This is a genomic window from Empedobacter sp. UBA7494 (assembly GCF_002478465.1).
Classification (GTDB): domain Bacteria; phylum Bacteroidota; class Bacteroidia; order Flavobacteriales; family Weeksellaceae; genus Empedobacter; species Empedobacter falsenii_B.
In genome coordinates, this window is record NZ_DLOC01000035.1 from 41,359 (window position 1) to 57,875 (window position 16,517).

A 16,517-nucleotide genomic window follows, 5' to 3' on the forward strand; every position below is an offset into this window, starting at 1 on the left:
GATTCTCTTTTTGTTTATTTATTATTTGGCTGTGATGTTGAAACGAGTTCAACAAGACATATGTTTTTAATAAGTATAAATTTTACCTTTCTAATATCTACAACTCCGTCAAAAATTTCAGCGTATCAATATTATCGGCATAATCAGTTAATTTTGGGAATTGAGTTTGCCCAAATTCAACATAATTCGAATTGTCTTTCATGTCATTTCCAACCACACATTGTATTTGATTTTCATTTTCGATCAAATAATTTTTAACATCATTTATATCTTTATAAACTTCAAAATTTACAACTGCAATTGGAGAATGTAAAGCTGTATCTTTTTTCATTAGAACAAAATTATTGTCTAAAAACTCATCTTTTCCTAATAAAAATATTGCACGATTATAATCGTAATTATTTGCGTATTTAGGATGATTAATCACATCGCCCCATGAAAAAATAGCTTCGAATATTTTTGGTAATTGGGCTTTATCTTTTACATAAAGTTTCGTTACATTTCGGCAACCTAATCCAAAATAAATAAATAAGTCGTTACCCAATTTTTTCAACTCTTCATCAGTTTCCGAACCATTTAATACAGCAACCGAAGTTCTATTTTTACGAATAATGTTAGGAACTTTACCAAAATATTGCTCAAAATAGCGTGCTGTGTTATTGCTTCCAGTTGCAATAACTGCATCATAATTTTCTAATTGTTCAACAGTTTGAATAATCAATTTGAAATTTTCATCAATCGAATACAAATATTTTATCGCTAATTTGATTAATTTATCATCTTTAGACGAAGTTTTAATCAAGGCATTATTTCCAGAAATAACAACAGAAAGCAAATCATGAAAACCAACCAAAGGTAAATTTCCTGCCATGATAATTCCAACATTTTTTGATGTTTCAGCAAATGGATAATCTTTCGTCCAAGCCAATAAATTTTCTTCCGTTAAAGCTTCTGCCCAACTTTTCAAGGCTAACGTAATATTATCTTTTGTAAACCAATTGTTGTAGGCTTCTGCATCGCTCACCGCATATTCAGCTTCTTCTTTCCAATTTACGAATTTTTCTGTCAGTTCCGCGTCTTTAATTGAATCATTATTTATAATAAAATTAAAAAACTGCCCCAATTCGTTAAATGCTGAAATCCTTTGTTCAAATGTCATTTTTTCTGAAAATTAAATGTAATTTTGTAGTTGCAAATGTAGGAAATAAAAAAACAGATACAATGGCTATAATTATTACAGATGAATGTATAAATTGTGGAGCTTGTGAGCCAGAATGTCCAAATAACGCGATTTATGAAGCTGCGGTAGATTGGAAATATTCTGATGGAACTTCTCTTAGCGGGACAATTGTAAACGTAGACGGCGCAACTTTTGACGCTGATGCGGTGCAAGATCCTGTGAGTGATGAGGTTTATTACATCGTTCCTGATAAATGTACTGAATGTAAAGGTTTCCACGAAGAACCACAATGTGCGGCAGTTTGTCCGGTGGATTGTTGTGTGCCTGATGATAACCACGTAGAAAGCGAGGAGCGCCTTTTGAGTAAAAAAGCGTTTATGCACTTAGAGTAAAATCGTCACAACTTTACATATAAAAACCTCTCAGAATTTGAGAGGTTTTTTAGTTTTTGGGCAATCCCTTCGGGCGGGCTTTTCGTTCCAATCTTTTTCTCAAACTTCGACTTCGCTCAGTTATCAAAAAAGGATTTCCACTTCAATCCCTATTGCATTTTATTAATTTTCGAAACTCGAAACTCGAGCTTCGAAATTCGTTTTTTTAAGAATATCTTCTCTTTCTAATCCAAAATCCAATTCCAGCCAATAAACCAATAATAGCAGTTGGAACAAGTAAATTCATCATTTGCCAAGTCGATTTTTCTTGTAAAACAGTTGTTTCACTTAACAACGGAATTTCTAATTTACGATTGCGTAAAGCCAAGAAATCAGTATCACCTAATAAATAATCCATTGCATTCATTATAAATGTTTGGTTGGCGTATGTTTTCGGTTTTCCATCTGGATTATCTGGACGAACCGAAAATTTATTTTCTCCTAATTGCATTGGAATTCCTCTCCATAAAGCATTTTTTAAAACATCTCCGTCCGAAATGACAATCATTTTACCATCGGTAGTTTTTGGCTTGAAATTCGGAAATTCTTTACGTTCGTAACGCGAAGCATAAGCCGAATTGAAATTACCTTCTAACAAAACTGCCATCGGAATTTTTCCCATTTTATATTCTTCAGGATTCTCGATTTCGACTTCATTTAATTGAATATAATTTAAAGCAGGTTTCAAACTTGATTGTTCAGAAGAACTTAATAAAACAGTTTGTTTGATATTTGGATTTTTCAGTAATTCGATCGGATTCGCAAATTGAAATAAAACAGGATCTATGGAACTTGTAATTGGGTTTTCTTCTCCTTTAATTCCTAACTCAAAATAAGGCCAATTGTAATAATTGTAACTTGTATTTCCTGCTGTTTCGCCATCTGCCAAAACAATTTGTGCACCATTCATATCTTTTATAACAGCCGGATGAATACGAACACCATAATTGAATAAGAAATCATTTAACTTTAAATCTCTTGGAAAAGCAACGATTTTTCCACTTCGGAAAATAGAGTCCATTTCAGCATCCACAGTTTCAACAGCCATCATCATTTTTCCTCCATTCATGATATATTGATCCAAAACCAATTTATCCATATCAGAAAAAGGTAATGTAGGTTTTGCTACAATCAAGGCATCAAAACGTTTCAAACTATCGAAATCAGAAGGCTGTAAAGAAAACGATTTGTTTGCAATTGGATTTAGATAAATCTCCACATCATATTTTTCTGACAAAGCAGAGCCTAACCCTTGAATATTTGCTTCAGGTAATTCGTCATGATGAACAATGAAACCAATACGCTTGCGCTCAAAATTGGTTGCTTTCTGAATTTTTTCGGCAAATAAATATTCTAATTTTTCAGTAGATGCTAATGCTAATTTTTCAAATGGAGTAGAAGGGTCATTCACTAAAACCTCCATATAAGTCGATTTGTCACCGTAAGTTAATTTTGCATACGGATAAACATTCAAAATTCCTTTGTCTGTTTTAATTGGAACTGGAGCTAATTTATTTTGCTCTAATTCGGCTTGTCCTAAATCGACAGGATCAACAAAAGAATAAGAAATATTACTATTTTTTTCGCGAAGTTCGTCTAATAAAAATTGAATTTCGTTCTTCAAAATTCTGTAATCACCTGTTAAATCTCCACCCAAAAGAATTTCAATTTTAAGCGGTTGTTTTACATTTTCTACTAACTTTTCGGTTGTAGAAGTTAACGTAAAACGTTTGTCTTTTGTCATGTCAATTCGCGTATAAAAAAATTGAGCAATGATAAAAAGCGCGATAAATGCGATGAAAGTAATTAGATGTTTTTTGTTTAATTTTTTCATGGCACTATTTTTTATTTTCAAGATTAACAATTGAAATTTGATTCAAGATTCCAATCAAAATCAAAAAGTAAAGTAAATCTCGTGTGTCAATAATTCCTTTCAAAAACTGGTTGTAATGTGTAAAACTTCCAATTTTTTGAACATAGAAATCCATCGAACCAAGTAAATTATATGACGCTAAACTTTCGAATCCATAAAAAATAATGAAGCAAAAGAAAACCGCCAAAACATAAGCCATTACTTGATTTTTGGTAATAGATGAAGTAAATAAACCAATTGCGGCGAATAAACTTCCTAGAAAGAAAAGTCCTAAATAACCAGAAAAAATTGTTCCGTAATCTAATTCTTGTTCGGGCATCAAAAATTCTTGCAACGTAATAGTGAACAAGAAAGTTGAAAGTAAACAAAAAACAACAACTGAAACGACTGCTAAATATTTGCCCCAAATAATTTGGTTATTTTTTATAGGTAGTGTGAATAACCACAATAGTGTTCCGTTTGCTTGCTCTTCTGCGATTAATTTCATCGTTAAAGCTGGAATCATGAATAGAAAAATCCAAGGTCCAACAAAGAAAAAACTACTTAAAGAAGCATTTCCAATATTGAAAACATTGAATTCGTTATCAAAAAACCAAAGGAATAAAACCGAAACGATAACAAATGTTGCGGTTGCTAAATAAGCGTTGAAGCCTAAATAAAAATTGGAAAACTCTTTTTTGAAGATTGTCCACATGTTATTTTTTATTATTACGATTAATTAAACGCACAATAAGCATAAGTAGTATACCACAACCAAAGAAACTGACAATCGACCAATACCAATTTTGACCAAAATCTGTTTTTTGAATCACAGCAAACACGATAACAAATAATAAAATAGTCGCCAATTCGTTCATCATTCGCAATTGAACAGAAGTGTATTTGAAAACTTTATTTTGGATTTGTTTCAACGTTCGCCAGCACCAAAAATGATAAATTAATAAAACACTTATCATTCCTAATTTACTTTTCATCCACGGTATTTGTAATAAACCTTGATTTTTGTAAAGCATATTCAATCCCATTGTAATCAAAATAACCAAAGCAGGAGCGGTAATTACATTCCATAATTTTTTCTCCATGTAGGTATATTGATCCTGCAAAATTGATTTTTTTGGTTCTTCCATTTGTTGCGTTTCTGTATGATAAATCATCAAACGAACAATGTAAAATAAACCAGCAAAGTAACTTACCACGAAGATAACGTGTATTGCTTTGTATATTAAATAATTATAAGTCATATAGTTATTGTAAACTCTCTAATACTAAATTTTCTCAGCGTTAATTTTCAAATTCAATTGTAATTGTATCGTTTTTCTTTAATCCCATTAACTGATTTGCACCTCCTGATATTGTTGAATTACTCTTGTATAAAGTAACTTCTAAAAATCCTGCCGAATTAAACAAACACAATGTTCGTCCAAAAGCTTGCACTTCTTTGTTAAAATCTTGTACAACTTCGTTGTAATGCTCATAAATAACAGTAATATCGGTCATCGAGAAATCTTTCTGACGAAGCAAAATTTTATATTTTCTGTCTTGTGCAATTTCATCGAAAAAATCTTTCGAAATATTACTCACAACATTTCCAAAATGATCAATATAAATCACATTTCCTATGATATATTTATCATCGCGATAAATTGGTTTCAACTCATTCAATTGCTTCATTTCGGTACGTTTGTTCCCTAAAAGAGCAGGAACTCCGCCGCGCGCCAAGTGACATGCAACTGGTACAAAACAATTTTTCATTGGAAATAAACTGTCTATTCCTTCTGGATAAGCAGTGATTTCGTAAATTTCTTCTGGTTGATTTTTTTGGCAAATCAAGGATAAAATTCCATTATCTGCACAAATAAAATAATGATGATTGATTAATGCACAAATCGGCTTCTGATAAGGCGTACTTAAGGCATTAATTCCAATAATATGTATAGTTCCGTCGGGAAATTCTTCGTAAGAATTACGAATGATATAGGCAGCTTCAGATAAATCATAGGGATTAACATGATGCGAAATATCTACAATTGTAACATCGGCCAATTCTTTTAGAATTGCGCCTTTAACGCTAGAAACAAAGTAATCTTTGACTCCAAAATCCGATGTTAATGTAATAATTGCCACTATTCTCTAATAATTAGCAAATATATTGTTTATTATTCTTTATTTTTGTGTAAGTGAACCAAAAAAACAATCTCATTTGACAGAAATTAATATTGAATTAGCCGAAATTAATGCTCAAGATTTTTATGGTGCTAATAATGAACATCTAAAAAGAATCAAAGAATATTATCCAAAATTAAAGATTGTTGCTCGCGGAAGAGAGTTAACAGTATTTGGAAATGAAGATGTTCTGAAAGTATTTGACCAAAAAATGCAACGAGTAATTCAGCATATTCACAAATACAATCGACTATCTGATCGCGAACTCGAAATCATTATGACCGAAGATAATAATGAAATGCTTCAAATAAAAAAAGAAGACGAAATTATTGTACACGGTGTAAATGGTAAAATCATCAAACCTCAAACGCCTAATCAACAAAAGCTGGTACAAACTGTTTACAACAAAGACATGGTGTTTGCAATTGGGCCTGCTGGAACGGGAAAAACTTATACTGCTGTTGCGTTGGCGGTACAAGCGTTAAAGAACAAAGAAGTTCGCCGAATTATTATGACACGTCCTGCCGTAGAAGCTGGCGAGAATTTAGGTTTTTTACCAGGTGATATGAAAGATAAATTAGATCCATATTTACAACCTTTGTATGATGCGTTGAAAGATATGATTCCGTTCGAGAAACTTTCGTCTTATACCGAAAAAGGAGTGATAGAAGTAGCGCCTTTAGCATTTATGCGTGGTCGAACATTGGACGGAGCTTTTGTAATTCTTGATGAAGCGCAAAACACAACCTATGCTCAGATGAAAATGTTTTTGACGCGTATGGGAAAAAATTCTAAGTTTATTATCACAGGAGATCCTGGTCAGGTCGATTTACCACCAAAACAAAAATCTGGTTTACGTGAAGCGATTAATATATTGAAAGATGTAAAAGATATCGGATTTATTTATTTGGATGATAAAGATGTTGTTCGACACAAAATTGTTCGCGAAGTCTTGAAAGCTTACAAAGTGAGTGAAGATAAAGAGCGAGAGAAAATAGATATTAAAAAATAAATCAAAAAGCCAATTGTTTCTAAGAGCAATTGGCTTTTCGATTTAATATTTATGGCAGAATATTAAATTATTCTTTTAGTGGATTAGTTTTTAAAGTAAAACCTAAAATGTTAAATACTAATCCTATTGGCAAAATCATTCCTGCAATTAAGCTCATTCTATTAGAATCAGAAAATTCTAAGATTAATAAAATTGAAGTTAATATTAAAACTAATCCCGTTATATATAATATATTTTTCATTTTATTATAAATTGTAATTCAATCAAATATAATGATTTATTTCTGATTTTGTAAAAAAATATTCGATTCTAAAATCAAGTTCAGAAAGATAATTTTGATAATGCGAATCAAGTAAATGTGATTCTGACAAAAGGGGAAATCTGAAATAAACTTATAACTAACAACTCAACACTTAAAACTTTTTCACATCAACCAACCTTTTTGTAATTTGTTGCATCTAACTTACAAATCAAACAATATGAAAAAGTTATTTTCTTTTTTCTTTGTTTTTGTTGGAATGTTTTTTTCTACAAAAATAAATGCGCAAGATATTCGAATCGGATTTCCGCGTATCGAAATTGGTGAACGCCCAGACGAAAATTCTGTGAGTTTGCAATCGATGAATGTGCAAGTTGAGATTTTTGGAAATTTGGCCAAAACGACAACAACTTTAGTTTTTACAAATTCATCAAGTCGAAATCTTGAAGGGAATTTAGTTTTCCCTTTGCCCGAAAACACGACTGTTAGTGGATATGCAATTGATATTAATGGAAAATTGCGAAATGCAGTTCCTGTTACAAAAGTGCGTGCGGTTGAGGTTTTCGAAAGTATTCAGAAGCAAAATATCGACCCTGGAATCATCGAAAAAGTAGAAGGAAATAATTTTCGAACTCGTATTTCTCCGATTCCAGCAAAAGGTTCACGTACGATTCAGTTATCGTATTACCAAGAATTAAAATTGGATAAATCGTCGTATCAATATCATTTGCCGTTAGATTCTTCGAAAAAAATTGCGAAGTTTAATTTGACAACAAAAGTGTACAATGCTGCTGGAAAACCACAATTGATTGAAACGCCAGATGGTTCGTTCAATTTTTCGGAAAATAGTAATATATATGAAGCAAATTTGTCGAAAACAGATTTTACACCTAAAAAATCATTGATTATTAATCTTCCGAAATCGCCGAATAATGTAGAATCTTTTGTTCAGAAAAATGTAGATGGTTCGGTTTATTTTTATGCGAATTTATTGGTTGATGCAAAATCTCAACCAAAAGTTTGGTCAAAAAATATTGGAATTATTTGGGATAATTCGTTGAGTGGTTTGAAACGAAATCATCAAAAAGAGTTAGAATTTTTAGATAAAATTATTTCTCAACAAAAAAATCTAAATATTGAAGTTTCGTTATTGAATTTTTCTTTGGAAAAATCGAGATTTTTTCAAATTAAAAATGGTGATTGGTCAGAATTGAAAAAATATTTGGAAAATGTGACGTATGATGGAGGAACAAATTATGCGAAAATTCTTCCAACAAATCTGAAAGCAGACGAATATCTTTTGTTTTCGGATGGAATTTCGTCTTTTGGCTCGAATATTTTTAATATAGATAAACCTTTTTATACAATTGCATCTTCGCCGACTTCTAATTATGGCGTTTTGAAAATGATTGCGCAAAAAGTTGGAGGAAAATTTATCAATCTAAATGAAAATTCTGTAGAAAATGCGTTCAAACAAATCAACGAAAGTTCGGTTCAATTCTTAGGAATTATCAATAATACAGCGGGAGAAGTTTACCCAATTTCGACAAATGATGTGAACAATGGAATTTCGATTTCGGGAATTTCTCAATATCCAAATGCAAAATTAATGATGATGTTTGGACGAAACGGAAAAGTGGAATTCAATAAAGAATTGGATTTGAGTAAAGCAACTCAAAATCTTGAAATTAGTAAAATTTGGGCGCAAAGTAAAGTGAATTATTTAGAACTGAATCTAGAACAACATAAAACAGAAATTGAAGAAATTGGAAAACAATTTTCTATCGTAACTTCGAACACAAGTTTGATTGTTTTGGAAAATGTTTCGGATTATGTAAAGTATAAAATCAATCCACCAGCGGAATTGCAAAGTGAATTTAATAAATTATCGAAACAAGGTTTTGAACAAAATGAAACTCGAAAAGCTGATTTGTTGAAAAATGCAATTGCGAAAGCAAAGGAATTGAAAGAATGGTGGAAGAAAGATTTTAAATATATAAAACCAAAATATCCAAAACCTGTTGGGGATTCTACAACTTATTTAGAAGAGACTGTACAAGTGAATATGGTAATGCCAGAGCCTAGAACAACAGCTGTAATGGAGATGGAATCTAGTGCAGAACAAGCTATGGTAGTTACAGCAAATGGAGTGAGAAGAGAATCGAGAAGTTTAGGTTATGCTTCGGCTAATTTTGTTGCAGATAAAAAAATGAAGGATGAATCATCAGCTTCGGTTCCGGAAATTAAAATAGTCAATGTAAAATCGGATAAAGAATACATGAAGTTGATAGAAGCGTCTAAAAATCCATATCAAACTTATTTAGATTTGAGAAAAGATTATGCCGAAACGCCTGCTTATTATTTTGATGTGGCAACATTTTTCTTTCAGAAAAAAGAAAAAGAAACTGGTCTTAAAATTTTAAGCTCGATTGCAGATCTAGGTTTAGAAGATGCAGAATTGTATAAAATGTTAGCATACAAATTGAAAGAAATTGAAGAATATCAAACCGAATTATTTATCACAAAAAAAGTCTTGGATTGGCGACCTTTTGATGCACAAAGTTATCGTGATTATGCCTTGGCGTTACAAGACAATGAGCAATATCAATCGGCTTTAGAATATCTGTATAAAGTATTAACGAATGATTATTCAGTAGAAATTGCCAATCGTGATCGAGATATTACGGAGATTATTGTTCCTGAAGTTAATAATTTGATTTCGCTTCATCGAAAAGAATTGAATTTATCGAAAATTAATAAAGATATCATTGTTGATATTCCGGTTGATATTCGTGTGGTGATGAATTGGAATAAAGATATGACCGATATTGATTTGTGGGTGACGGATCCAAATGGCGAGAAATGTTTTTACGGACATCGTACAACTGCGATTGGTGGACGAATGAGTGAGGATGTGACGCAAGGTTTCGGACCAGAACAATTTATGTTAAAAAAAGCGATCAAAGGAAAATATAAAATAGAAACGAATTTTTTCGGAGAAAGACAAATGAGTATTTCAGGGCCAACAACTATTTCGGCAGAGATTTACTTGATGTATAGCTCAGGAAAACAAGTGAAGAAAATGATTACTTTCCAGAATAACAAGCCAAATTCTGGCGGCGAAGGAATTTTGGTTGGTGAATTTGAATTTTAGTAAATGGAAAAGGAATCTTGAAAGAGATTCCTTTTTTTTGCATAACGCATAATTCATCATTCATCATTAATAATTAAACTCACATCCACTGATTTCGATCCAAACTTCTATACTGAATAGCTTCACTAATATGTTTTGAAAGAATAGTTTCAGAATTATCTAAATCTGCAATTGTTCGTCCAACCCTAATAATTCGATCATACGCACGAGCAGAAAGATTTAATTTTTCCATAACAACTTTGATTAAATGCTTCGAATGATCATCTAAATCACAAAAAGTATCCAACTCTTTTGGTCCCATTTGCGAGTTGTAATGGACTTTTGTATTTTCAAATCGTTTGGTCTGGATATTTCTTGCATTAATGACACGTTCACGAATCACAGCACTTTTTTCGCCACGACGTTCTTGCGACAAATCATCAAACGGAACAGGATTCACTTCGATATGTAAATCAATTCGGTCCAAAAGTGGTCCAGAAATTTTATTCATATAACGTTGCATTTCCGCTAAAGAGGAAGTGTTGTTTGGATCATCCATAAAATAACCGCTCGGACTTGGATTCATAGAAGCTACTAACATAAAACTCGCAGGATAATTCACAGTGAATTTTGCCCTCGAAATTGTGACTTCTCGATCTTCCAAAGGTTGACGCATAACTTCTAAAACAGTTCGCTTAAATTCGGGTAATTCATCCAAAAACAAAACACCATTATGCGCCAAAGAAATTTCTCCAGGTTGTGGATAAGAACCACCGCCGACTAAGGCGACATCCGATATAGAATGATGTGGACTAGAAAAAGGACGACTTACAATTAATGATTTGTTAGATAATTTTCCAGCAACGCTATGAATTTTTGTTGTTTCGAGCGCTTCTTGTACGGTCATTTTCGGAAGAATTGAAGCAATTCGTTTGGCTAACATTGTTTTTCCACTTCCTGGAGGACCGATCAAAATAATGTTATGTCCTCCTGCAGCAGCGATTTCCATCGCACGTTTTACATTTTCTTGACCTTTTACATCAGCAAAATCGAAAGGATAATTATTCATTTCACTAAAAAAATAATCATCTAAATTAACTTGATGAGGTTGTAAAATGATTTCTTCGTTAAAATAATCAACAACTTCTCTGATGTTATTAACCGCAAAAACATCGATTCCTTCTACAACAGCTGCTTCGTCTGCATTTTGTTTGGGTAAAATAATTCCTTCGAAACCTTCTTCTTTTGCTTGTATTGCAATCGGCAATGCACCTTTTATAGGTCGAAGTGAACCATCTAGCGATAATTCGCCCATCATTATAAATTTATGGAGTTGTTCAGAATTTACTTGCTCCGAAGCTGCTAAAATTCCAATTGCGATTGGTAAATCATAGGCAGAACCTTCTTTTTGTAAATCTGCTGGCGCCATATTAATCGTGATTTTTTTACCAGGTAATTTCAAATTAGAATTTTTTAGTGCAGCATTTATCCTAAAATTACTTTCTTTTATTGCGCTATCGGGCAAACCAACCAAATGATACCCGACACCTTGATCAATATTAACTTCCACAATAATTGTTTTTGCGGAAACTCCGAAAATAGCACTTGCAAAAATTTTCACTAACATAAAATATTTTTTTATAAATTTACTTCCTTTTTCTATTGAATAAAATAGCTGAGAGGATTTAAGTATTTAATAATTAATTAAATAATACACTTTGGTGTAAATTCTATATGAAAAAAGAAAAATATTCTTTTGAATTTGAACGATTCGAGAGTAAATCTGAGCTTGCAGCAGAACAAAAAAAAGTAGTAGAAGAGGCTTATGATATTTCGTTGAATGCATATGCGCCTTATTCTAATTTCAATGTTGGTGCATCTGTTCAATTAGAAAATGGAGAAATTTTTTCGAGTTCAAATCAAGAAAATGCTTCGTATCCAGTCGGGACTTGTGCCGAAAGAGGTTTATTGGCTTATGTAAATGCAAACTTCCCAAATATTAAGATTGAAAAATTGGCTGTTTCTACGCCAAATGTCAATTATCCATTGCCTCCATGCGGGATGTGTCGTCAATATATTTTAGAGATTGAAAAGAAACAATCGCAACCAATCGAAATTATTTTATCTGGAAAAGAAGGTGATGTTTTGGTGATAAATTCTGCTAAAGATTTGCTTCCATTGCATTTTACTGATGAATTTTTAGGGTAGCAATTTTGTACACTAAATAGATTAGTTTAAATTTGTTCCAACGGAATTGTGCAATTATGGAAAAATTAACGCAAGAAACGTACCTACAATGGTATCGTGATATGACTTTTTGGCGTCGCTTCGAAGATAAGTGTCGTTCATTATATTTAAAGCAAAAAATTAGAGGTTTCTTACATTTATACAATGGACAAGAAGCTTTACCAGCTGGTTTTATTCATGCAATGAAACCTGGTGTAGATCATGTGATTACTGCTTATCGTTGTCACGTTTGGCCTATGGCTTTGGGTGTAGATCCAAAACGTATTTTGGCTGAATTATGTGGTAAAGAAACAGGAACTTCTCATGGTTTAGGAGGATCTATGCACGTTTTCAGTAAAGAACATAATTTTTATGGTGGACACGGAATCGTTGGTGGACAAATTCCATTAGGAGCAGGAATTGCTTTTGGTGATAAATTCTTCAACCGCGATGGTGTTACAATCTGTTTAATGGGAGATGGCGCAACTCGTCAAGGGACATTACATGAAACATTTAATATGGCGATGAACTGGAAATTACCAGTTGTTTTTGTTTGCGAAAACAATCAATACGCTATGGGAACTTCTGTTTCTCGTACTGCTAACCACGAAGATATTTGGAAATTAGGTTTAGGATACGAAATGCCTTGTATGCCTGTAGATGGTATGGATCCTGTAAAAGTTGCAGAAGCAGCTTACGAAGCTATTGAAAGAGCGCGTCGTGGAGATGGACCAACTTTCTTAGATGTACGTACATATCGTTATAGAGGTCACTCTATGTCTGATGCTGAGCCTTATCGTACAAAAGAAGAGGTGGAAGAGTACAAACAAGAAGATCCAATCTTGAATGTTGAGAATCATATCTTAGTAAACAATTGGGCAACTAAAGAACAATTAGATGCAATTATTGATGAAGTAAAAGTGATGGTAGAAGAATGTGCAGAATTTGCAGAAAACTCTAACTATCCAGAAGAACACGTAATGTATGATTATATCTATTCAGAAGAAAATTATCCATTCTTAGATAAAATCGAAAACAACTAAAAACCATGGCAGAAATTATTACAATGCCTCGCTTAAGCGATACAATGGAAGAAGGAACTGTTGTAAAATGGCACAAAAATGTAGGAGATAAAGTTGCTGAGGGTGATATCTTAGCAGAAATCGAAACAGATAAAGCAATCCAAGAATTCGAATCAGAATTTGACGGAGTATTATTATATCAAGGTGTTGCAGAAGGTGTATCAACAAATGTTGATGAGATTTTAGCAATCATCGGAAATGAAGGAGAAGATATTTCAGGTTTAATTGGAGGTGGAGCAAAAGCAACTACTGAAGTGAAAGAAGAAAAATCAACTCCCAGCGAAACAAAAACAGAAGAAGCAAAACCTGTTGTAGAAATTCCTGCAAATGTGGAAGTAATTACAATGCCTCGTCTTTCTGATACAATGGAAGAAGGAACTGTAGTTGTTTGGCACAAAAATGTTGGAGATCAAGTTGCGGAAGGTGATATTTTAGCAGAAATTGAAACAGATAAAGCAGTGCAAGAATTCGAATCAGAATTTGATGGTGTTTTATTATATCAAGGAGCTAAAGTGAACGAGCCTGCACCAGTAGATTCTGTTTTAGCAATTATTGGTGAAGCTGGTACTGACGTTTCTGCAATTGTAGCAAACGGAGGTAAAGTTGCTGCACCAGCAGTTTCTACAGAAGTTGTTGATGACGAAAAACCAGTAGTTGTACAATTAGATGTAAATAATAAGGTTGAAGAAACTTCTTCTTCTGATCGTATTTTTGCATCGCCATTAGCAAAAACAATTGCAAAAGATAAAGGAATTAATTTAGCAGAGGTGAAAGGTTCTGGTGATAATGGACGTATCGTGAAAAAAGATATCGAAAATTATCAACCATCTGCTCAACCAAAAGCGGAAGCAAAATCTGAATCAGTTAAACCAGCTCAAACTTTTGTTTCTGGAGAAGATAAAGTGATTCCAAATTCTCAAATGAGAAAAGTTATCGCTAAACGTTTGGCTGAATCTAAATTTACAGCTCCTCATTATTACTTAAATGTAGAGTTGGATATGGATAATGCGATTGCTGCGCGCAAACAATTAAACTCGGTGCCTGATACGAAAATTTCATTCAACGATATGATTGTGAAAGCATGTGCAATGGCTTTACGCAAACATCCAGCTGTTAATTCTACTTGGACAGATACAGAAATTATTCAACATGGAGATATCAATATCGGTGTGGCAGTTGCTGTAGAAGATGGTTTATTGGTTCCTGTTGTTAAAAATACAGATCAAAAATCATTTGCTCAAATTTCTGCTGAGGTCAAAGATTATGCAGGTCGTGCAAGAGATCGCAAATTAAAAGCAGATGAAATGGAAAAATCAACATTCTCTGTTTCAAACTTAGGTATGTTTGGAATCGAATCATTCACATCGATTATCAATCAACCAAACTCTTGTATCCTATCAGTTGGTTCAATTATTCAAAAACCAGTTGTAAAAGACGGACAAGTTGTAGTTGGTAACACAATGAAATTATCTTTAGCTTGTGATCACAGAACAGTAGACGGAGCAACAGGTGCACAATTCTTACAAACATTAAGAATGTACATCGAAAATCCTGTTACAATGTTAGTGTAAGCTAAGATTTAATATATTTTTTTAAAGACCATTCATCGAATGGTCTTTTTTTTGTTATAGATTTTATGAATTTGTATCTTTAATCTCTAAAGTAATTAATTTAATGAAGCAACTAAAATTCTACTTTAATATTTTAAAACAGACAATTGTTGAATTTGGTGAGGACCGAATTATGAAATTGAGTGCTTCGTTAACTTATTACGCATTGTTTTCACTTTCACCATTAATTCTGATTGTAATTTCCAGTGCAAGTTTATTCTTTAAGAAAGATGCTATCGAAAACCGAATGTTTTATGAGCTTAAAAATATTGTTGGTCCAGATGTCGCTTTAGCTGTACAAAATTTTGTTACAAATTCTACCATTTCAGGAGATAGTTCGCTTGCTTTATATATAGGTATCGGAATTTTGATTTTTGGTTCTACAACAATGTTCACCGATATGCAAGATAGTCTCAATCTTATTTGGCGTGTCGAAGCAGTTCCTCGTAGAGCTTGGTTGAAATTTGTAATAAATAGAGGGCTTTCATTTTTGATTATCCTTTCATTAGGAATAGTTTTAATAGCAACAGTAATATTAAATAGTATATTAATGAGTTTTGGAGAAGAAATTTTCAGTCTTTTCGAACTCGATACCATTATGACGAAGACCACAGTTATTCTTCTTAATAATACATTGAGTATTTCAATCTCGATTTTGATATTTTATATTCTCTTCAAGATTCTTCCCGATGCACGTATCAAAGCAAAACAAGCTTTTGTAGGAGCGTTTTTTACGGCGATTCTATTCTTTATTGCAAAATATTTAATTGGTATTTATATCGCAAACTCCAAATATTCTACCATTTTTGGATCGGCAGGTTCGTTGGTTATTCTTTTGTTGTGGATTTATTATGTTGCAACAATTCTATATTTCGGCGCAAAATTCACAAAAGTATTTGCCGAAGCCAAAGGTTACCCTATTATTCCAAAACGAAATGCGAAGCTCAGAAAAGTATCGTTTATTGATCATATTGCAGAAAAACACGATTACGAAAGTATCGATTAATAATAGATGAATGATTTTTCTTGAATAAACAATTGTCGCGAAGCGACAATTTCACCCGAGTCGATAACCACAAAGTATCCGCTGTTGCTTTGCTTAAATCAGCAAACCATCACCGTCTAATCATTTCATACAGTGAAAATACAAAACTCGAGTGTAATGATTCACCATTTTTTTTCAACTCGAACTGTCAACAAAATTAAAACTCTTGAAAAACAATTGTACTTTTCGTCAGTTCGAGTGAAAATCTCTGATTTTAGTATCGGGAACTTAGACGAATTGCTGTCAACTTTCAACCGTCCAAAAAAAGTATTGTATACACTCTACTGCCACTATGTTGCCTTCATCCTGCCTTAAAGTAGGGAGTAAGCTGCAATTACGAATTGAGGATATGGCTGATTTTTTACAAAACTTAAATCAAAATTATGATTAAAAATATTAGTTTTACCCGTTGTGCATTTTGATTGATAAATAATAAAGTTGTTCATTTGATTGAAAAAGAGTAAATTTATTTAACTTCAAAATGTTTACAATGAACAACTTAC

General features: G+C 32.6%; 14 protein-coding genes. 7 read left to right on the forward strand and 7 right to left on the reverse strand.

Features of this window, described 5'->3' with window-relative positions:
* Positions 1–97: 97 nt before the first annotated feature.
* Complete coding sequence (locus B4E95_RS03640) at positions 98–1,159, reverse strand: acyl-CoA reductase (protein WP_291089987.1); 1,062 nt, start codon at positions 1,157–1,159, stop codon at positions 98–100.
* Positions 1,160–1,221: 62 nt separating this feature from the next.
* On the opposite strand from B4E95_RS03640, the gene B4E95_RS03645 reads away from it, so the two are divergent.
* The gene (locus tag B4E95_RS03645; protein ID WP_114999046.1) at positions 1,222–1,572 is read left to right on the forward strand and encodes a 4Fe-4S dicluster domain-containing protein; all 351 of its coding nucleotides are present in this window, start codon (positions 1,222–1,224) and stop codon (positions 1,570–1,572) included.
* Positions 1,573–1,777: 205 nt separating this feature from the next.
* Here the strand turns inward: B4E95_RS03645 and gldG are convergent, their stop codons facing one another.
* The 4 genes from gldG to B4E95_RS03665 are packed head-to-tail and all read right to left on the reverse strand — an operon-like array spanning position 1,778 to position 5,608.
* The gene (gene gldG, locus B4E95_RS03650; protein WP_291089990.1) at positions 1,778–3,445 is read right to left on the reverse strand and encodes a gliding motility-associated ABC transporter substrate-binding protein GldG; all 1,668 of its coding nucleotides are present in this window, start codon (positions 3,443–3,445) and stop codon (positions 1,778–1,780) included.
* A gap of 4 nt (positions 3,446–3,449) precedes the next feature.
* Entirely contained in the window at positions 3,450–4,178 is a 729-nt protein-coding gene (locus B4E95_RS03655) for an ABC transporter permease subunit (RefSeq protein ID WP_291089993.1), read from the reverse strand.
* 1 nt (position 4,179) lies between these two features.
* The gene (locus B4E95_RS03660) at positions 4,180–4,725 is read right to left on the reverse strand and encodes a CopD family protein (protein WP_291064987.1); all 546 of its coding nucleotides are present in this window, start codon (positions 4,723–4,725) and stop codon (positions 4,180–4,182) included.
* A 40-nt stretch (positions 4,726–4,765) separates the two neighbouring features.
* A complete protein-coding gene (locus B4E95_RS03665; RefSeq protein ID WP_291089996.1) occupies positions 4,766–5,608 on the reverse strand; it encodes an SAM hydrolase/SAM-dependent halogenase family protein in 843 nt (280 codons plus the stop codon).
* A gap of 76 nt (positions 5,609–5,684) precedes the next feature.
* Between B4E95_RS03665 and B4E95_RS03670 the strand changes: the two genes are divergently transcribed.
* Complete coding sequence (locus tag B4E95_RS03670; RefSeq protein ID WP_115001971.1) at positions 5,685–6,659, forward strand: PhoH family protein; 975 nt, start codon at positions 5,685–5,687, stop codon at positions 6,657–6,659.
* A 67-nt stretch (positions 6,660–6,726) separates the two neighbouring features.
* Here the strand turns inward: B4E95_RS03670 and B4E95_RS03675 are convergent, their stop codons facing one another.
* Positions 6,727–6,900 (reverse strand): hypothetical protein, encoded by a 174-nt coding sequence (locus tag B4E95_RS03675; RefSeq protein ID WP_280037895.1) that lies wholly within the window; start codon positions 6,898–6,900, stop codon positions 6,727–6,729.
* 238 nt (positions 6,901–7,138) lie between these two features.
* Between B4E95_RS03675 and B4E95_RS03680 the strand changes: the two genes are divergently transcribed.
* Entirely contained in the window at positions 7,139–10,072 is a 2,934-nt protein-coding gene (locus B4E95_RS03680; RefSeq protein WP_291089999.1) for a VIT domain-containing protein, read from the forward strand.
* A 79-nt stretch (positions 10,073–10,151) separates the two neighbouring features.
* Here the strand turns inward: B4E95_RS03680 and B4E95_RS03685 are convergent, their stop codons facing one another.
* Positions 10,152–11,678: a YifB family Mg chelatase-like AAA ATPase gene (locus B4E95_RS03685; RefSeq protein ID WP_114999055.1), complete on the reverse strand. Its 1,527-nt coding sequence runs from the start codon at positions 11,676–11,678 to the stop codon at positions 10,152–10,154.
* Between the two features lie 107 nt (positions 11,679–11,785).
* Between B4E95_RS03685 and B4E95_RS03690 the strand changes: the two genes are divergently transcribed.
* The 4 genes from B4E95_RS03690 to B4E95_RS03705 all read left to right on the forward strand — a co-directional run bounded on the left by B4E95_RS03690 (position 11,786) and on the right by B4E95_RS03705 (position 15,975).
* Positions 11,786–12,259 carry a cytidine deaminase gene (locus B4E95_RS03690; protein ID WP_038337075.1) on the forward strand — a complete coding sequence of 158 codons (474 nt, stop codon included), beginning with the start codon at positions 11,786–11,788 and terminating at the stop codon, positions 12,257–12,259.
* A 56-nt stretch (positions 12,260–12,315) separates the two neighbouring features.
* Positions 12,316–13,320 (forward strand): pyruvate dehydrogenase (acetyl-transferring) E1 component subunit alpha, encoded by a 1,005-nt coding sequence (gene pdhA / locus B4E95_RS03695; RefSeq protein WP_125349669.1) that lies wholly within the window; start codon positions 12,316–12,318, stop codon positions 13,318–13,320.
* A 5-nt stretch (positions 13,321–13,325) separates the two neighbouring features.
* Positions 13,326–14,930, forward strand: a complete 1,605-nt coding sequence (locus B4E95_RS03700; protein WP_291090002.1) for a pyruvate dehydrogenase complex dihydrolipoamide acetyltransferase — start codon at positions 13,326–13,328, stop codon at positions 14,928–14,930.
* Between the two features lie 103 nt (positions 14,931–15,033).
* A complete protein-coding gene (locus tag B4E95_RS03705; protein WP_291061908.1) occupies positions 15,034–15,975 on the forward strand; it encodes a YihY/virulence factor BrkB family protein in 942 nt (313 codons plus the stop codon).
* Positions 15,976–16,517: the final 542 nt, after the last annotated feature.